The sequence below is a fragment of the Paenibacillus sp. FSL K6-2859 genome (genome assembly GCF_038008265.1).
In the GTDB taxonomy this organism is placed as follows: Bacteria; Bacillota; Bacilli; order Paenibacillales; family Paenibacillaceae; genus Paenibacillus_AQ; species Paenibacillus_AQ nitricinens.
Map to the genome: position 1 here is coordinate 812,282 of NZ_JBBOYU010000001.1, position 19,853 is coordinate 832,134.

Genomic DNA, 19,853 nt, shown 5'->3' on the forward strand with positions numbered 1-19,853 from the left:
ATTAGATCATGCTATGTGTTGTAGTCAACATTGAGATTCGTAACCTATGTCTATATTTAGATAATTCATAATCTTTATATGATATGCTAAAATAAAACGGGTTTAAAACAACAACTAGAGGAGGATTTACCTATTGGATTGGCAGGATTTAATATTTAAGTTTGTTGGTGGACTTGGCATTTTTCTATTCGGTATCAAATACATGTCGGACGGGCTTCAAAAATCCGCAGGGGATAAAATGCGCGGTTTGCTCGAGAAGTATACATCCAATCCGATTTTGGGTGTTCTTGTCGGGATTAGCGTAACTGTATTGATACAATCGTCAACAGGGACAACTGTTATGGCAATCGGACTTGTTAGCGCGGGGCTTATGACTTTGCGGCAAGCCATTGGTGTGGTCATGGGCGCCAATATCGGAACAACAATGACTGCATTTATTGTAGGAATTAAGATTGAAGAGTATGCCCTTCCCATTATTGCGGTCGGTGCTTTCTTCTTGTTCTTCATTAACAAAAAGCGTTACCAGTATATTGGACAGATTATATTTGGATTTGGAACTTTGTTTCTCGGCTTAGCTACGATGGGAGGGGGACTTAAACCACTTCGGGAGTTGCCGGCATTTACAGATTTTATGATTGATCTGTCTCACCAACCAGTCTTAGGTTTGTTTGTGGGTACGTTATTTACAATGATTGTACAGAGTTCTAGTGCAACGATTGGTATATTGCAGACAATTGCTGACGAGGGCATGATTAGTCTACGTGGAGCTTTACCGATTTTGTTCGGTGACAATATTGGAACCACCATTACGGCGGTGCTTGCATCGATCGGTGCGTCGGTGGCTGCTAAAAGGACGGCTCTCGTGCACGTTATTTTTAATATTGTTGGGGCGATTATCTTTACGATTCTACTACCAGTCGTTTATAACATTGTCCTCTGGGTTGGAGAAGGTGTGAATATCCGTATGCAGATTGCCTATGCTCATGGGTTTTTCAATGTTACGAATACACTTATCTTCCTGCCCCTAATTCCAGTACTGGCTTGGATCGTAACTAAGGCCATTCCGGGCACAAAGGAGGAGATTCAGTTTAAAGCCATTTATCTCGACGAACGTCTTCTCGCGACGCCTGCTATGGCTCTTGGTCAAGCTCAGCATGAGATTGTCCGAATGGGCCAATATGCATCTGAATCACTTCAGGATGCAACAGGGTTCTTTTTCAATAAGGACACCAAATCCGCAGAGCAGGCTCTTCAGAAGGAAGAGCTAGTGAATGAGCTGAACCGTAAAATTACCGATTATATCGTGAAAATTCACCAGAAGGGTCTTTCTCCGAAAGAATCTGAGAATGCCACAGGCTGGTTCCAAACCGTAAGTGATCTGGAACGAATCGGTGACCACGCTGAGAATATTGTGGAGCTGGGCGAATTTAGAATGACGAACAAGCTGGAGTTGTCAGCCGAAGCGGCTGCTGAGCTCAAGGAAATGATGGAAGTTGCTAATCATGCTGTGAATAAAGCATTGGTTGCACTTGAGCATAAAGACAAGGAAGCAGCCAAAGAAGTACTTCAATTTGAATTAAAGCTGGATGAGCTGGAGGTCGAATATCGTAAAAATCATATTCAGCGGCTGCATAAAAATTTATGCTCCGTCGGAACGGGCTCAATTTACCTCGACCTGCTAACCAATCTGGAGCGAATTGGTGATCATAGTAAGAATATTGCGCAGTTTGTTTTGCACGAGTAATAAACAACACCCTTAGAATAAACATTGGATAATCCCTATCTGATAAATTCTAGGAGGTGTTTTTTTTATTTTGCAAGGACTTCAGACCTACTTTGTTGAATTAATACTAATAAGGTAATATTTACATAACTATAGGCATATATTGAAATTTCAATTTCTTTATTTTATTTCAATAGAGGGAGTTTAGGGGAATGATAAGAATTTGTATTTGTGATGATGAGCCATTACATAGCTCCAAATTAGAGAAGATCATTATGGATAGTCTGGTCTTGTATCAAAACATAGAGTTAGATATTGACATTTATGAATCCGGAAAATCATTATTGAAAGCCTTAAATGCTAGAAACGAAGAGTATCAAATATTATTCTTAGATATTGAAATGGGGATTCTAAATGGAATCGAGGTCGCTAGGGAAATTAGAAAAATAGACAAAAATATGATTATCATTTATGTTACCAGCTATGACAATTACACTATGGAAAGCTTTGAAGTTTCACCTTTTCGATACATACTAAAACCTATACAAGAAGAACAAATAAGTAAAGTATTACTTCACGCCATTGATGAGGTCAGAAGGAATAACCAGTACTTATTCTTCAAAACTCAAAATCTTAACTATCAAATTAAAAGTGACACGATTCTATCCATTTCCTCTGAGAAAGGTAGGATTATACATGTTGTAACCGTTAATGACGAATTTTCATTCTATGGCACAATAAAAGATATTGAAGAAATGCTTGATCCATTATCCTTTATAAAAGTAAATCAAGGCACCATTATAAATTTAAATTACATACATATTGTTTCAGGGACTGATATTATTCTCACCAATAAGGAAAGTTTTGCAATTAGTAGAGGGCAGAGGAAAATAGTTAAAGATGCCTATAACCATTTCATAAAAAGGAGGATTGGCTTTTGAGACATATTGAGGTTATTAGCATTGCAATTCTAGCTATTCTCTATACGCTTGTTCAGGTCACATCAATTTCAATTTATTTTAATGGATTTCTTAACCTCAGAATCTCAAAGTATAAATTCTATTCTTTAACCTTTCTTTCTATGGGAATCATAAAATTATTGTCTAATGACACAAACGCTATGGTCAGGTTGCTTTTATTTGTTGTTCTTTTAAGCATCTGTATATTGTACTCATTCTACGGATCAATGGCTCGAAAGATTTACCACATTATCTTTTTTACGCTGATAACTACGCTTGCAGACTTAGCCCTGTCAATTATTACATATAATTATGATCAAAAATTTGAAGGCCAGTTATTTATTATGCTTGTCGTATATTTTAGTGCAAACTTTTTATCGTTGTTAATTGTGATGTTGTCAGCAAAGCTGTTACTCTATTTTAGATCTGATAATGAGATCGGATTAAGTAATAAGGAATGTTTGTTATTAAGCATTGTTCCCTGTCTATCCTTATTGAGTATATATTGGATTTTCCAATATAAAGATATTAATCAATTCGTTCCCTGTATTTTTTTGTTAATTGTTAATGTATGCATCATGCTGATCTACAACAGTTTAGAAGGGAAAAATTTTCTAATACATAAGTACTCCATAATGGAGACACAAAATAAATATTACGAAGAGAGCTTAGAGAATCAAAGGGAAATGTCTAAGCTAAAACATGATCTGAAAAATATTTTATTAAATATAGCCTATGGATTGGAGAGGAAAAAAACAGACGAGGTAAAAGAGGAGCTACAGGAGTTATTGAAAACCAATGTATTCTCATATAGATTATTAACCGGATGTATACCCATCGATGCCATTCTTAATAGTAAGCTAGAACAAACCAAAAAGTATAATATAGAATGCACTTTAGACCTCCAAGTTCCTCATGACTTATTTATAGAGCATACCATTGATCTAGCAGCCATTTTAGGAAATCTTTTAGATAATGCTGTTGAAGCCGTACTTAGATTAACAGAAGAAATAAAAAAGGAAATTGAAATTAAAATAAAGTTTAGTGAAGGTAAATTATTCATAATCATTGTAAATTCATCGAATCATGTGAATGTGGACTTCTCCTATGGGCGATTAATCTCTGAAAAAGGGAAAAATAGGTACGGCATTGGAATCAGCAGTATCAATGAACGAGTCAAAAAGTTAAAAGGATACTCAGACTTTTCGTACGATGAGGGCTATTTTAATTCAATCGTAGTTTTACCAATTCCATAAGAACAAAAGGCAGCGATTTCCCATTCAAAACAATTGAATGGGAAATCGCCTTTTTGTTATGCAGATTACAACGAGTATTGTGCCGATTACAACGAGCAACAAAAAAACAGAAAATATTGGTTTATGATTTCAACATAAGGAATGAAATGTGACGAATAGTTCCCACTAATAAAAATGAAAAGTGAAATAGGAGGATGGAAAAATTGTATTTCACGGATAGAGTAATGGATTTCCAACTTGATGATGAGAGTATCTTATTAATAAATACAATCTCTAGTGCATTTGACATTATTGATTCAGATACGTATGAACGGATTGAGGAAATGAAGAAGGGATATTCCAATTTTGATGATAAAGATGAGCTGATGCAAACTTTAATTAAGAGGGGCTACGTGTTTGAACAAAAAGAGAAAGAACAAGAATTCATAAGAAAGTATGCTGAGATACATCAAAAGTATATTGAGAAAAATCTAGTTCGCAGCTTTACCATTTGTCCCACGATGGGGTGCAATTTAAGATGTACCTATTGCTTTGAGGGGGACGAGAATCTAAGTAATAAAAAAGTAATGACTGAAGAACAACTAACTATAATTCTTAATTATATTGATACTTGCATTACTGCACAAACAGAGATTGACACGCCAAAAACATCGATTTCCTTGTTTGGAGGAGAGCCCTTGTTACCTCAAAACATGCCAATTGTACAAAAGACACTTGATTTTGCAAAAGCAAGGGACATCGAAGTGAGAATTGTAACGAATGGAACAACAATAAAATACTACAGTAAGCTTTTGAAAATGTATGATAATGTCATCATTCAGATCACCTTGGATGGTTCAAAGTCTATTCATGATGTCAGACGAATTGGAGTGAGTGGAAGAGGAACCTTTGATCTCATCGAATCAAGTATTGATTTACTGATTGAAATGAAAATAAAAACGCATTTACGAACAAATATAAATCAAGATAATATCGATTCTTTAAGCGATTTGGTCCAGTTTATCAAAGAAAAGAAATGGGTGGAATCAGGCTATGTATACCCTTATGTAGCACCAGTATTAGAATATTGTGACGGTTCGAACAACTCTATGAAAGAAAGTGAGTTATACTCCAGAGTTCTAGAAATCGAACCCACATTAGGATCTGAAGATTCAATTATTAAAATGGTTGTTTCTCCATGTGTGAATTACCTACAATCTTTCTTTGATTCAAATAATCAAATGAAACCTTGGAAGCTAAATTATTGTGAGGCTACTTCTGGTGGTAATTTAGTATTCTCTCCCGATGGAAATATTTCTACTTGCTTAATGTTAGCCGGTAAGGGGCATCATCAAATCGGATCCTATGACGGGGAAAGTGTAAAGCTTGATCCAAATCTTGAGGGAATGTGGAAAGATCGAACTATACTACGAATTCCACAATGCAAAGAATGCAAATACGGTCTGATTTGTGGTGGGGGTTGTCCTATAGCAGCCATAGACATAAACCAGGATATTGATTGTCCTGTATGCAGTGATATTGAAGCTACAATGAAAGCTTTTGTGAATACAAGAAAGCGTCAAATTCTACAAAAGGTGTGATGAGCATGGAGGGGCTGCTACAAGTAAAGCAATATGAAACTAGACAAGAGCTTGATGTAGACGGTAATAGCTTTTATATATTATCGTTTGATCAATCCAGCCATATCAAAGTATCACCTAGAGCAAAAGAAATCATTGATAAGTTAGATGGAACGAACAGTAATGAGGAGATTATTAATGATCTCAATGCAAAAGGTATTAGTATTACAGACAAGGAATTCGATTATTTTATTAAAAAATTTCTTGTTCCTAAAAATATGATGACAAATTCCTCTAACAAATCTGGTGAGAAAAAAAAAAGCTACCTTTGGTTACATCTTCCGATCATTGAGTCATCGAAGTTCCGTGGACTATATTCAATACTGAAATATCTACTCTATAGTCGTTGGGTTGTTATCCCATTGCTGATCATTGTAAGTATTTGTGGAGTATTTTCGGTGATGCATCTTTCAAAATATCCAACGGATATTTTTAATAACCTGAACACTATTCTTGTTATTTTTTTAGTGTATCTCTCCATGTTTATTCATGAGCTGGGGCATGCAACAGCAGCTTATAAGTACGATGTTAACGTTGGGAAAATAGGTATCGGAATTTATTTAACCTATTTTGTGTTCTTTATTGATATGACAAATACTTGGCGTTTAGATAAAAACAAAAGAATTATCAATGATGTCAGTGGGATGTACTTTCAAGTACTCACTACAATTCCAATATTCGTGTGTTATATGATATCGCATAATATTTCTTTACTTATCGGCATTGTTCTTATTCTAATGACGTCGGCGATGAACCTTATACCATTCTTAAGAATGGATGGATACTGGCTGTTGTCGGATTATCTAAATGTTCAAAATATTCAGGTCAAAGCGTTTAAGTCAATCAAAAAGATGACTGTAGAATTAATAAATGCAAAGAGAGCAAGAAAAATGGATGAACACTATTCAATCAGTAAGTCTGTATATGTGTATGGTATTTACAGTAGTGTATATGTACTTACTACATGTTTGATTATTCTGTCACTTCTGTACTCTGTCATGGGCTTAATTCAAAATCATGATTTGTTAATCAACAAATTTATATCCTTACAGCAAAATATAATACATGGAAATATATCTAATGTTTTAGTTGATCTAAATAACCTATTTATTCTATTTATACCGGTGATTTTTGTTGTTAGCCTGTTGGCATCCTTCTTAAAAAGACTTTACCTCACTTTGAAAATTAAAGGAGGCTTGAAGGCACAATGATTGAGTGTGTAAATGTTAAAAAAGATTTTAGCACTGATAAAAATGTGCAGCATGTTCTAAAGGGAATTGATTTAACCATTGAGCAAGGTGACTTCATCACCATAATGGGGAAATCGGGAAGTGGAAAAACGAGTTTTTTAAATTGTATTTCATTGTTAACAGATGTAACAGAGGGTCAGATCTTAGTGGATGGAAGATCCATTGATACCAAGAATAGAAAAGAGATCGAACAGATCAGGCAAGATTATATTGGACTTGTATTTCAAAACTCAAATCTAATCCCTTGTTTGTCACCCTTAGAAAATTTGATTATTGCTATTCATGAAAATTTATCGTATGCAAAGAAAAAGAGTCGTGCAATGGAAATGCTAGAAAGAGTGGGATTAACAAGCAAACATAGTCATAAGACACCGACACTTTCTGGTGGGGAAATGCAAAGAGTCGCCATTGCGAGGGCCTTAATTAATAATCCCAAGATGATTCTATGTGATGAACCAACAGGAGCTTTAGACGCTGCCACCGGCAAGAGCATAATGGACTTCCTTCTAGAAGTAAGTGCTTCTTATAACAGCGCATTAGTGATAGTTACTCATGATCATTCCATTGGAAGTCTGGGTAAACGACAATATTTAATGAATGAGGGGTTGTTAAATGAAATATAGAGAATTATTTAAACTCTATAATCTTAAAAACCTAAACCAAAATAAATGGTCAATGTTTTTTATAGCCCTTTCAATCGTAATTACAATGACCGTTTCGCTTATTTTGCCTCAAATAAGAATGAGTAAGCAGGAATACATTAATCAGGCTATGCAAGAATCTAACCCTGCTGATCTTGTAGTCACACAATCTTTTCCCTCTAAGAGCTTTGATAAAGCTATAAGCACATATGAACAGGAAGGAATTCAAACCTCCTATGTTCATTCAGCCCCTGTCTATCTTAAAAATGAAAATAACCAAATGATGCTCTATCTTCTATCCGGTTACGAAAATTTATCCGAGGATGAGGTTGTAATCTCTGAAGGATTGGCGAACAAGCAGCATTTAAATGTAGGAGATACAATCCATCTAATAGGAATTAAGGAACAAGATAAAGCTTTAAAGATCACGAGAATAGAATATCTCCCTATTGATGTTGTGGATGATGCCCAGGTTTCTGGTTATATCAAGACTAAAAATTTAGAAACCTCCTATCATTCTGACGCTGGATTAGTATTTATTTCCGGTAAATCCGGAGAGTTATTGAAACAAGAACTGCAATCCCTGGAGTCTGGTTATAAATACAAAACAATTGAAGATAGAAGAAATGAATTATTCTCAGACTTAGATAAACAGATTATGGCTTTGAATTTGATTAGTACAGTAGGGTACTTATTAGCAATCGCCGTGTTGATTAGTGGGATTACGATGTTGATTGTGAGAAGCCAGAAAGATATTGCTGCGTTAATGCTAATTCCTATCAAGATGAAGGACATTATTAAGGCAATGAAATTAGAGATCAATATTTTGATCTTTACCCCATTAATTTTGTCCGTTATTTTCAGCATTCCACTCGCAAAAATGATTTTAGCTGCGGAAAATATTAGTGTTAATTACACAGCCGCTTATATGATAAATATTCTTAAATTTGTAGTCTTTAATATTTTTGTATTCCTTTTGTACAGAAATGTTGCTCTAAAGTATATGGTCAATCTAGATCCTGTTCTTATTGTCAAAGGAGATCATGGTCTCCCTAACAGGAATAGGCTAAGAAATTTTGGGATTATGCTATCTCTCCCAGTTGTCTTTTCCGTATATGCAGTTTTATTGGGTAGTGGTACATCCATGGCGAGTAACTTTATTTTATTAATTACGTTATGCGCTATTTTTATAGGGATATTACTGCTCATTGAGCTGATTACAAGACTTCCAGTATGGAAATATCATCGTAGTACCTTATATACATTTAAAGAAATCAAAAAAAATAAGCTCGTTTTTGTAATAGGGATTTTAAATTTAACCATGATGCTTTGGTTTATTCTAATAGGCTTTGGGTTAGCAAATACCTTAAAGGAATCTGTTGATATGGGGTATCAACAATCCTTACCCTATAACTATTTAATGAAGACAAGTGATGAAGAGGCTCTAAGTAAGGTGTTGATCAACTCCGGTGATATAAAGGCATTCACGATAATGCACTATATGGATGCAAAGATAGAAAATGATAAGGTCTCCAACAAACAGGTTCGTATCAATGAAATTGACCAAAAGAATTATACATCAAAGTTTAAAATGACCGAGGGGCAAGATGTCTTTGAAGGAAATCCAAGAGAAATACTCATTTCAAAAGCATATGCAGACGCCTATAAAATCAATATTGGAAATACCTTAGAAATTACGAACGAAGAGAAAACTGTGAATTATAGAGTAAAAGGAACCTACGATTCTGCTGGTATCAATAATAATTGGATGTTGAAAGCTTCCGAAAATCAATATAGCGATACAATTTATTTGGTAAGAGCAGTAGATGATGGATTCCTTAATGAAGTGAAGGATAGCTATATTGCTAACATGAATGTAGTAGGAGATTACCTGTTATCTAAAATGGATTCATTCTTAACTAGTTTTAAATATATTTGTTTTCTTTTCATCGTGGCAGCAGTCATATTTAACGTTAATTTACTTAGCTTAATGAATGATCTCAATAGAAAAGAGTATGCAATCATCCGGTCTTTAGGCATAGGTAAGAAAATTCTTGTGAAGCAATTTGTGATCAAAGCCATAATTAGCATAATATGTTCGCTTACGATGTCGTTGGTTCTATTTTCTGTAGTTATATCCGTTGCTGTTTCAGCTATTTCTAAAGGAAATGTAATTATTGATGGAAGTATGTATGGATTTATCATTTTTATATCTGTTTTGTTTGTACTTGTAGGAAATATATCTCTTTTCAGTAGGAAATATAATGATTTAGAAGTGATTAGAGAATGAGATTAATTATTCATATGACAAATGCGACAACTATTGTTACTTTTATACAGTAACTAAATAAATATTATTGTTATATGTGAATTCATTTATGCCATCAATTGTTTCCGCTAATTCAAAATGAAAGGAGTGGAAGGTAAATGCATTCTTTAAATGCCACAGAATCCCTTTGGACTGATGAATCCGTAGAAAATTTGGAAACGAGAGAAGAGTATGGTTGTTTCTGCTTCTCCATTTGTTTCTCACTGTGCTTCTGTTTCTGCTTCTAATTTAAACTAAATATTTCTAACTGGTTAGGTTTTCTTGGTAACAATAGTTGTGATATTCGTTCAAAGTAGTTAACCAGTTAGAAATATGATGAAAGCAGTATGTTAGTACTTTTAAGCAGGAGCAAGGGGAGTAAACTTGAACCTGCTTAATTATTTGTTTTGGTGATAAGTAAGGAGGGAGAAAGCTATGATTCCATTAGTTGTATTAGTTGTTGTATTTGCTTTATTGACTATAACGCTATCATGCCTATGGCTCTACAACGATTGTTTGTATCGAGGAATAAATCCTTGGATTTGGGTGTTCTTAATGATTGCGACCACTCCCATATTGGGATTCATTTTATATTCTCTTATTGGAAAAAGAGGAATATCAATTACGGGTAAGTCTAGAAAGAATAAGTATATAGGATCTGCGGTTTTTATTACCATATTGTTGCTTATCTTTTCAAGTATCGGATTAGCATTTTATTCAGTGACATAGGTAGAGAAGTTAGATTCAAGCCAACAAGTGCTCTGTAGAACTTCTACAGGGCTTTTTATTATTGCACATTTCATTTCAATATTTTACCGTCTATGCTACTATATCTACGATCATAAAAGGAATAATTTAGAAGAGTAGGCGGATTTCATGGAAATTGGCGCGATCACTTTGATTGTAAAAGACATGGGAAAGATGGCCACATTCTATCGGGACATCATGAAAATTCCTATGGGCTGCGTGAAGCTGTTGTGGCTGACCCAGAAGGGAACTTGATTGAGATCGTAGCTATATACAATTACCCGAAAGGAAGAACCACTCTTGAGAACCCCTATAACTAACGTAAACTGGATAGAACACAAAGAAATCATGGAAGACTTACTTATTCAAGAAGCCAACTTAACCATACATCTGATGGATGAGGGCTTTGAAGCAGAGGTTCTAAAGATCAGTTCTGATGAGGAGAGCTATGTCTTAAAAACGTGGAGTAAAAGCTCCAAACCAGATGTTCAGTTTCAATATCGTTTATTGGATGTCCTGTCCGAACGAGGGGGAGCCGTCTCTAAACCAGTGGGCTGGGGGATCAACCCGAACGGGGATAAGGTGTTGTTAACAAGCTTTGACGGAACGCCAATTCATAAAGTGAATAATAAGACACTGAAGGAGCTTGCGAGCATTTTAGCCAGAATTCATCAAATAGATATTGCTGAGCTTGAACATATACAACTACCTAAGTACGACTTCGTCGATTACTTTTTTCCCGAAGTGATCGAGCACGCAGATCTTAAACAAGCACTGATTTCTCTAGTGGAGCAAACGCCAATGAAACAGGACCGTATCATTCATGGAGATTTTCATTTAGGAAATATAGTAGAAGATAAGGGGCGATTTACCGTCATTGATTGGACGAACGGCCAGTTAGGAGATCCTAGATATGATTTTGCGTGGTCACTTATTCTGCTGAAAATCCATATCTCCGAGCGTTACGCTGATATGTTCCGTTCTGCTTATCTATTGGAGAATTTTATGGAGCAGGAAGAGCTTGAGGTCTTCGAAGCCTGGGCTTGTCTTAGATGGATCTTGCTGAATAGACGAGGTAGTACACCTAAAGGACCTAATGTAACGAAGAGGGTAAAGAGTTTAATAGGAAGTAATCGATTCCTAAAGGATTTGGAATTCGTAGGGTTTAAATGAACTTCATCTCAAAAAGAATTACATTATAGACCGCAACCCTTTGCATGGAGGGCGGTCTATTTACGTTTGTTCACTGCAGGATCCCGGCACACTCAATTTTCATTCAATATTCAGTTTGGGTGTTTATAATGCTTTTTATGAATCGGGGGATGTACTTGTATAGGACTTCAACTGTGTAAAGGAGGCTTTCCATGGTAAGGGCAATTCAAAAAGCATTGTATGTCATACTTGCATGCTTCATAGGACTATTTATCGCTTCCTCCTTTTTTATCCGGGCGAAATATAATTATTTCGTATATGGGGACACGCCAGTTTTGGAGAAGCAACAGCTGGGTCTTTTTATTCTAGGGATTGTGGTGGTGCTGGCGTTAAGCGTTATTTTGTATAAAATATGCCTGAAGCTTAATCCGTACAGTTGGAAAATCGTCATTCCATCCATATTGCTGTGTTCTTTTGCCATTCAGATCGTCATCATTTTTCTGTTTCCTCGCTTGCCGACGGATGATTCGCAGACGGTGCTTTCACTGGCACTCGATATGCTGTACAGGAATGATTATTCATCTTTTGACACGACGGGTTATCTGCATATGTTCCCGTTTAATTTCTCGATTGTTGTGTACTTAAAGACGTTGCTACAGTTATTTCCGGATAATTACTTGGTGATCAAAATATTCAATATTCTATTCACACTCTTAACCTCGTTAATGATTTACCTGCTGTATAAAGAGCTCAAGGGTAAGTCTGAGGATCATGATTATGGCATTCTCGTGTTTGCCGCTACCTATATTCCTTCTTTGTTTATGAGTAATTTAATCTATAACGATGTGATTGCTACAGCCTTTCTAACAAGTGCTTTATATTTTACTGTGAAATTTATAAAAAGAAAGTCCATAAAGGATATCCTCTTCGCAGCCATCCTTCTGGCAGTCGGCAACTATTTCCGAAGCATCGGTGTTATTGTTCTGATTGCTGTGGTGGTCAGTCTTTTGTTCAACATGCGTGCGATCGGGGTGAAAAAAGCTCTAAGCGCTTTGTTTATCACGATTTTATTGTTCAATACTCCGAGCTGGACGCAAAATGCTGTGCTGCAGGGGATGAATGTTGTAGATGAACCGATTAACGAAAATTCCGCACCAGTCTACATGTGGCTGAATATGGGGATCAATTTGGAGACGTTTGGGTTCTGGGACAATCGAGAGAGCTACGCAATCTATCAGCAAGATGCAAATTATAATAAGGCAGAAAGTACGGAGTTATTTAAAGAGGAGATCAGCAATAAGCTCTCCGAAGCAAGCTTAAGTGACTTAGTGGAAATGTATTATAAAAAGCTCGTTTGGACCTGGACAGAAGGAACATACCAGATGGAACGATATGGGCTTGGGAATGACGGATCATCCAGCAACGGTGGAAGAATGGGTTTTGTCATGGACCGTTATAGCTACACTAATGCTGCTACGGATTTGTTTAAGGCGGACTCCAATTATAGAAGCGGAATGTTGTGGTTGCTGTATGTTCTGAATTTTCTGATGTATGTGTGTATATTCGTTCGCTTAATCGGTGGAATAAGAGTTAAAAGATTTGAAGAGACCCCTTTGATTCTTGTGGTGCTGGGCTTTATCGGATTCTATTTATTGTGGGAGATTAAGTCCCGATATATTTACCCCGTGTACCCGTTGCTGATCGTGTTGTCCTACATGGGCTTTAAAGATGTATACGATTATATGGTGAAAAGATATGTTCTTCGTTAACTATTTTCGCTCGGAAAGAGGGGGTTCAAAGATGCGAATCAAGCGAGTTCTCGCTTTGCTCATATCAGTGCTTAGTTGTTCCATAGTACTCGTCTCCTGTGAGGCCATTACCGCGCAGAAGATATCAAGTACCGACTCCGGGTCAAGGGCGAACGGGGGACAGGGTTTTAATGGTGGTCGGGACAAAAATGGAGGTAGCTTTCCGGGCATGAATGGCGGAACGAGAGGAAACGGTAGCCAGGGTAAGGATGACGGTAGCGGTGATGGAGGAGTTAGCGGACGAAGCGGGCGACAGTGAATAAATTTCATGAACTTGCCTCAAGTCTACGAAGATTAAGTATGATAGGATAAGATTATATATAAATTCCCCGCAGGGGTAAGAAAAGAGAAATGGGAGCATCATGAGAATCATTATATCGCCTGCCAAGAAGATGAAGAGGGACACGGATTTCATGGATTGCCGGCAGATGCCGCAATTCATAAGCGAGTCACAGACGCTTCTGGCCTTATTACAAAAGTTGAATTATGAAGAAGCAAAATCCCTATGGAAATGCAATGATGCCATCGCCACACTGAATGTGGAGCGGATTCGGGATATGGATGTAACACGGAATCTTACACCGGCTATCTTTTCCTATGAGGGTATCCAGTATCAATACATGGCACCTGGGGTACTTCAAATGGAGGAGCTGGAATATCTTCAGCAGCATTTACGGATATTGTCCGGGTTCTATGGAATCGTCCGGCCGTTTGACGGCGTTGTTCTGTACAGGCTGGAAATGCAGGCCAAGCTTAGCGGACCTGGTTTTAGCTCTATCTACGAGTTCTGGAACAGAAAGCTGGCGGATCAGCTATTCTCGGAGAGTGACATCATTCTGAATCTGGCCTCCAAGGAATACAGCAAGTGCATCTCCCCGTATGTTGGCGGAAACGTTCGAATGATTAGCTGTGTATTCGGGCAGGAAATCGGCGGTAAGATCGTGGAGAGAGCGACCCTGGTCAAGATGGCCAGAGGTGAAATGGTACGCTTCATGGCTGAGCGGCAAATCACCTGTGTGGAGGATATCAAAGGCTTCGACGGGTTTGATTTCAGCTTTGCTGAGGAGCTGTCGGATGAGAATACGTATGTGTTTATTCAAAAAAAGAATGAATAGAGTAAGTAGTATTATGGGTAATTCTGAAGGTGGTTGAACAACCAGTCTCAGGATTGCCTTTATTTTTTTGATCCTTCTTTAATCTAGCTGTCTCTGCGATTCTGCAGGGAACATCTCCATCCGATTTAGATCAATATTATATTTCCGCTTTTTAGAATATCCAGTCCGATAAGACCGTTGATGTAATTAATTCCTTCATGATCAATTCCGATTCGCCATTTTCGAATCTAATGCCTAGTTCAGAAACGATGTCAGAAGACAGTAGGGAGTGAGCAGCACCTGTATCAATGACTAAATTGTCTATTTTTAAGGAACGTCCCTTGTAGTCAATCGTCATCGCTGTCTGAATTAAGTCGTGCATAAACTCAATTTGCATCTTATCTACTCTTATATAGAGGATGATTTCTAAGTTCGACGGTGATATTCTCTTGTCCGGTATGATAAACAATATTGTTATTCTTGTAGTTTAATAATAGGCGGGTAGCCTCATCGGGGTCTTAAATGGCACGTACTAGAGCAACATTATTTATGAACTGAATGTTTTCTTTGGTATGAGAATCCAAAATTTCGAGCAGTACATATTGATCAGGATAAATTGACCGAACCTCTTGCCATTGCATCTTTATCACGCCCTTGTAATTATTATTGCTTTATATAATTATAACCTATTGTAATTCTAAACGGTGAAACCAAAATACATTGTACCTATGCAAAAAAGCTCAGGCTGCAATTCAGCCTGAGCTTTTTTGGTGTTTATTCAATTAAGCTTCCATCTTCTGCGCCGTATAAAGGCGGTGATAAAGTCCCTTTTGTGCGATTAGCTCATCATGTGAGCCGCTTTCTGCGATGCCTTTGTTAGACACATACATAATGCGGTCGCAGTTTTTTACGGTGGACAGACGATGCGCGATAATGAATGAGGTACGCCCTTTAAGGAGCTCATTCAGACCTTTTTGAAGCAAACGCTCAGTCTTCGCATCGATGGAAGAAGTGGCTTCATCCAGTATGAGAATCCTAGGGTCAGCCAAAAGCGTTCTTGCGAACGAAATGAGCTGCCGCTGCCCCTGAGATAGCTTGGAGCCACGCTCGTTAACCTCTGTCAGATAGCCTTGATCGAATTCACGGATGAATTCGTCGGCGCAAACGGCTTTCGCTGCGGCGATGACTTCTTCCTCGGTGGCATCGAGTTTACCGTAACGAATATTGTCCAGGATCGTACCGGAGAAGATGAAGCTGTCCTGTAGCATAATCCCCATTTGGCTGCGCAGGGACTTCAGCGTAACCTGCGAGATATCCTGATCGTCGATAAGAATCTTACCGCTTGAAATATTATAGAAGCGCGAGATCAGATTGACGACCGTAGTTTTGCCTGCACCTGTTGGTCCCACTAGAGCGATGCTTTCTCCTGCTTTGATCTTAAAGGAGATATTCTCCAGAATATTGAGTCCAGGATCATAGGCAAAGGTCACATCGTCGAAAGTGACATGGCCCTCTACAGGTCGCAGTGTCTTCGCATCTGGAATATCACTGACGGTAACGGGTTCATCCAGCGTCTCGAAGATACGCTCAAGATAGGCAACGGCGTTGATAAAGTTATTGTACAGGTTCGAAAGATTCAGAATCGGCTGCCAGAAGCGGGCAGCGTAGCTGCTCATCGCCAGAATGACACCGAGGGTCATATCTTGAGGGCTTAGTGTTAGTAAGCCTACAAGGAAAATCAATGATGTCACGATCGTAGACAAGTTGTCCACGGAGAACGGAATAAGTAAGTTGTAACGTTGGGCCTTCATCCATTCTGTACGGAAATTACCCGCGAGACGTGTGAAGATTCCTTCGTTACGTTGTTCCCGTGAGAACATTTGCGTCACACCAATACCGCTGATACTTTCTTGCAAATAGGCGTTCAGGTTGGAGCTTTTATTGGATACTGCTTGCCAAGCCCGGCGTTGCCGAGTTTTGATCAGCATCATGATGCCAAAGAAGACTGGCAGTCCTGCAAGGATGACAAATGATAGACGTACGTCAACAGCGAACATGAAGGCTGCGATAAAGAGCAAATTCACGATTTCTAGAATAAAGTTAATAATACCATTGGATAACACATCCGAAACGGCGTTAACGTAGTTTACGACCCGGATAAGAATCTTGCCCTGCGGACGGTCGTCATAATACTTGAATGGCAACTCTTGCAGGTGCTTAAACAAATCTGTACGGATGTCAAAAATAATATCCTGTCCAACACTCGTCATGATACGTGAACGAATCGTAGCCAGATAAACGCTGACTACAATGGTCAGCAGCATCAGTCCAGCCCAGCCCAGCAGCGCAAGCTTCGCTTTTGCCGGAATGGTCACGTCGATCACATGCTGCATGATCAGCGGAGCTGATAGTGAAATGGCCGCTGAAAGTGCACTGAGTATAAATGCAACAATCATTGGCGTTTTCTTTCGTTTGATGTATATCATCGCACGCCGGAAGTGTTTTATATTAAACGGCGATTCCAGATTCTCATCGACGTCGAATTTATTCCTGGCCACTTGCGGTCACCTGCCTTCCAATACCCTCGTTCTGCAGTTTAAACACATCGTAGTAGTAGCCCCGTTTCGCTAGCAGTTCGGCGTGGGTGCCTTCCTCAACCAGCTTCCCGTCATCCAGAATGAGAATACGGTCAGCCTGCGCGGTCGTAGATACACGCTGCGCGATAATAATCTTCGTGCAAGGATAATCCAGCTCACGTAGACTTTTCTGAATATGCTCCTCCGTCTCAAGATCGACAGCAGAGGTCGTATCATCCAGAATGAGGATCGGACGGCGAACTGCCAAAGCACGTGCTAAAGCGATACGCTGTTTTTGACCTCCGGATAAGCCGACGCCTCTTTCGCCGACAACGGTATCATAACCTTCAGGCATTTTGGTAATGAAGTCGTGTGCGGCTGCGAGCTCAGCAAAGCTTATCGCATCTTTTTCCGGAAGATCAGGATCACCGTAGGCGATGTTTCCATCGATAGTATCAGAGAACAAGAGCACATCTTGGGTCGCCATACCGATATTATCGCGCAGCTCATCGAGCTCCAGCTTTCGGACATCAACACCGTCGACGAGTACACGTCCTTCGGCTACGTCATAGAAGCGAGGTATCAGGTTGATGATTGTTGTTTTGCCTGATCCGGTCGAGCCCATGATTGCTATGGTTTCACCAGGTTCAACGGTAAAGCTAACATCGTCAAGTACGATAGCGCTGTCATATTTGAAGCGGACATGATCGAACTCAATACGGCCTTCGTAACGGCGTTTGTTAGTAGACGTATGCTCGTTTACGATATTAGGCTTTGCGTAATAGATATCAATGATTTTGGACAAGCTCGCAAAAAAGCGCTGAATGTCGTTGATAATAATACCAATATTGCGCATAGGGTTCGATATCGCCCAGATCAGCGAAGAGAAAGCTGTAAATTCACCGAAGGTGATCCGGCCGTTCATCAGGAACAAACCGCCTGCCAGCATTAGAATGACGTTGAAGCCCTGAGCGAAGGATTCCAGAAAAGGAAAGTAATCCAGCCATACAAGGGCGGCCTTTTTGTTCGCTGTAGAATAATTGACATTCTTCTCCGTAAATTTTTGAACCTCGAACTCTTCACGGGCAAAAGCCTTAACCACACGGTTGCCTGAAATATTCTCCTGAGTAGTCGTGTTAAGCTGGGACAACCGCTCACGCAGGTCAATATACATAGGACGGACGCGTTTAGCGAATATGTAAGCCACGATAAAAATAGGTGGCGACAGGATTAGCATCCACAGCGTGAGCTGAGCATCTATGGTGAAAAAATAGATAACAGCAGCAATGAAGATCGTTAGCGATTCAATGATCGTTTTAAAAATCCATGCCATCGAGTGCCGAACCATGTCCAGATCCCCGGTCATCTTGGTCATGAGATCGCCGGTTCGGTTACGGTCGTAATATTCTCTGTCCTGTCCCTGAATCTTGTTGTACAAAAAAATCCGGATGTTGTACATCATGTTTTGAGAGGACTGTTCGTACTGCATCGTTGTAAAATAAGCAAGTCCTGTGCGCAGTAGAGAAAATCCAATCATAGCCAAGCAGAGCATAATCAATAATTGCCGTTCTTGTGTAAGATTCTGCAGCGCATTGTCACCTGCTATAAACGTATCGACAATGCGCTGACTGATGTAAGGGTTTACAATCGTAAGACTTGAGCCCACTACCGAGAGGCAGAGTGCCAGAATGTACCGTGTCCGGTTGCCCTCTAAGTTCTGCCATAGCCATTTCAGTTCGAACATCTGATCACCTGTTTCTGATTGTTCTTGTTCTTTCACTCTTGCCTGAAAAGAGTGAATAAAACAAAGTGATTATAACATTATCAAATGACTAAGTATCGTTTACGGTAAAATTTCCTTGTTACATTATTGTTACAAAAAAATGAACTTATTAATGATGTGAATTTAACCTTGCGTAATGAGGGTTTGCCATTCGGGCTTGGGCGTTCTAATTATGATAAACTGAAACAATATAAAGTGATTAGGCTTGGTTTGGATAGAGACAGGAGGATGGAAAATGAGCTTTGTTGCTGTCAAAAATGAGTACAAGCGTTACAAAATGGGTGAAAGTGTGATCGTTGCCAACGACGGAATTGATTTTGAGATAAATAAAGGTGAGTTTGCAGTGATTGTCGGCCCCAGCGGTGCGGGCAAATCGACGGTGCTTAATATTCTTGGCGGGATGGATTCTGCTGACGAAGGCCAGGTCATTGTGGACGGTACGGACATTGCCAAGTTCAGTGCCAAGGAGTTGACGGGCTACCGCCGCAATGACGTGGGTTTTGTGTTCCAGTTCTATAACTTAGTGCCGAATCTCACCACACTGGAGAATGTTGAGCTTGCTTCTCAGATTTCCCCGCGTGCACTAGATGCGCGTAAGGTGCTTGAGGATGTGGGACTAGGTGCACGGCTGGATAATTTTCCGGCTCAGCTGTCTGGTGGTGAGCAGCAACGTGTCGCTATCGCCAGAGCGCTAGCTAAACAGCCGAAGCTGCTCCTCTGCGATGAACCAACAGGTGCGCTAGACTACAATACTGGAAAGCAAGTGCTTAAGCTGCTTCAGGATACCTGCCGTAACACAGGCACTACGGTCATCGTAATCACGCATAATTTGGCGATTGCACCAATGGCAGACAGGGTTATTGAGATTAATAATGCTAAGGTACGGAAGATGGTAGTCAATCCTTCGCCAATATCCGTTGAAGATATCGAATGGTAA

Annotated in this window: 17 protein-coding genes; 13 read left to right on the plus strand and 4 right to left on the minus strand. The window is 39.0% G+C overall.

Features of this window, described 5'->3' with window-relative positions; genetic code table 11:
- Nucleotides 1–133 precede the first annotated feature (133 nt).
- From MHB64_RS03570 to yaaA, 12 genes are all read left to right on the plus strand, one after another.
- The gene (locus tag MHB64_RS03570; RefSeq protein WP_341133734.1) at nt 134–1,744 is read left to right on the plus strand and encodes a Na/Pi cotransporter family protein; all 1,611 of its coding nucleotides are present in this window, start codon (nt 134–136) and stop codon (nt 1,742–1,744) included.
- Between the two features lie 191 nt (nt 1,745–1,935).
- On the plus strand, nt 1,936–2,664 hold the full coding sequence (locus tag MHB64_RS03575; protein ID WP_341133735.1) for a LytR/AlgR family response regulator transcription factor: 729 nt from the start codon (nt 1,936–1,938) through the stop codon (nt 2,662–2,664).
- A gap of 653 nt (nt 2,665–3,317) precedes the next feature.
- On the plus strand, nt 3,318–3,938 hold the full coding sequence (locus MHB64_RS03580; protein ID WP_339302271.1) for an ATP-binding protein: 621 nt from the start codon (nt 3,318–3,320) through the stop codon (nt 3,936–3,938).
- Between the two features lie 194 nt (nt 3,939–4,132).
- The gene (locus MHB64_RS03585; RefSeq protein ID WP_341133736.1) at nt 4,133–5,518 is read left to right on the plus strand and encodes a radical SAM/SPASM domain-containing protein; all 1,386 of its coding nucleotides are present in this window, start codon (nt 4,133–4,135) and stop codon (nt 5,516–5,518) included.
- A gap of 5 nt (nt 5,519–5,523) precedes the next feature.
- A complete protein-coding gene (locus MHB64_RS03590; RefSeq protein ID WP_094869982.1) occupies nt 5,524–6,768 on the plus strand; it encodes a hypothetical protein in 1,245 nt (414 codons plus the stop codon).
- Nucleotides 6,765–7,430, plus strand: coding sequence for an ABC transporter ATP-binding protein (locus MHB64_RS03595; protein ID WP_094869983.1), 666 nt, complete (start codon nt 6,765–6,767; stop codon nt 7,428–7,430). The genes MHB64_RS03590 and MHB64_RS03595 overlap by 4 nt, the downstream gene beginning before the upstream one ends.
- Nucleotides 7,420–9,738, plus strand: coding sequence for an ABC transporter permease (locus MHB64_RS03600; RefSeq protein ID WP_341133737.1), 2,319 nt, complete (start codon nt 7,420–7,422; stop codon nt 9,736–9,738). The genes MHB64_RS03595 and MHB64_RS03600 overlap by 11 nt, the downstream gene beginning before the upstream one ends.
- Before the next feature lie 894 nt (nt 9,739–10,632).
- Nucleotides 10,633–10,758, plus strand: a complete 126-nt coding sequence (locus MHB64_RS03605; protein ID WP_256989796.1) for a hypothetical protein — start codon at nt 10,633–10,635, stop codon at nt 10,756–10,758.
- 45 nt (nt 10,759–10,803) lie between these two features.
- Nucleotides 10,804–11,676 carry an aminoglycoside phosphotransferase family protein gene (locus MHB64_RS03610; RefSeq protein ID WP_341133738.1) on the plus strand — a complete coding sequence of 291 codons (873 nt, stop codon included), beginning with the start codon at nt 10,804–10,806 and terminating at the stop codon, nt 11,674–11,676.
- 191 nt (nt 11,677–11,867) lie between these two features.
- On the plus strand, nt 11,868–13,424 hold the full coding sequence (locus tag MHB64_RS03615) for a glycosyltransferase family 39 protein (protein WP_341133739.1): 1,557 nt from the start codon (nt 11,868–11,870) through the stop codon (nt 13,422–13,424).
- Between the two features lie 31 nt (nt 13,425–13,455).
- Complete coding sequence (locus tag MHB64_RS03620; protein ID WP_341133740.1) at nt 13,456–13,722, plus strand: hypothetical protein; 267 nt, start codon at nt 13,456–13,458, stop codon at nt 13,720–13,722.
- 103 nt (nt 13,723–13,825) lie between these two features.
- Nucleotides 13,826–14,578 carry a peroxide stress protein YaaA gene (gene yaaA, locus MHB64_RS03625; RefSeq protein ID WP_341133741.1) on the plus strand — a complete coding sequence of 251 codons (753 nt, stop codon included), beginning with the start codon at nt 13,826–13,828 and terminating at the stop codon, nt 14,576–14,578.
- A 151-nt stretch (nt 14,579–14,729) separates the two neighbouring features.
- On the opposite strand, the gene MHB64_RS03630 is transcribed toward yaaA, so the two are convergent.
- From MHB64_RS03630 to MHB64_RS03645, 4 genes are all read right to left on the minus strand, one after another.
- The gene (locus MHB64_RS03630) at nt 14,730–14,954 is read right to left on the minus strand and encodes a hypothetical protein (protein WP_256989798.1); all 225 of its coding nucleotides are present in this window, start codon (nt 14,952–14,954) and stop codon (nt 14,730–14,732) included.
- A 121-nt stretch (nt 14,955–15,075) separates the two neighbouring features.
- A complete protein-coding gene (locus tag MHB64_RS03635; RefSeq protein ID WP_341133742.1) occupies nt 15,076–15,198 on the minus strand; it encodes a hypothetical protein in 123 nt (40 codons plus the stop codon).
- Between the two features lie 141 nt (nt 15,199–15,339).
- Nucleotides 15,340–17,115 carry an ABC transporter ATP-binding protein gene (locus MHB64_RS03640; RefSeq protein WP_094876792.1) on the minus strand — a complete coding sequence of 592 codons (1,776 nt, stop codon included), beginning with the start codon at nt 17,113–17,115 and terminating at the stop codon, nt 15,340–15,342.
- Complete coding sequence (locus MHB64_RS03645) at nt 17,102–18,913, minus strand: ABC transporter ATP-binding protein (RefSeq protein WP_341133743.1); 1,812 nt, start codon at nt 18,911–18,913, stop codon at nt 17,102–17,104. Before MHB64_RS03645 ends, MHB64_RS03640 begins: the two co-directional genes overlap by 14 nt.
- 238 nt (nt 18,914–19,151) lie before the next feature.
- On the opposite strand from MHB64_RS03645, the gene MHB64_RS03650 reads away from it, so the two are divergent.
- Nucleotides 19,152–19,853, plus strand: coding sequence for an ABC transporter ATP-binding protein (locus tag MHB64_RS03650; RefSeq protein WP_094869991.1), 702 nt, complete (start codon nt 19,152–19,154; stop codon nt 19,851–19,853).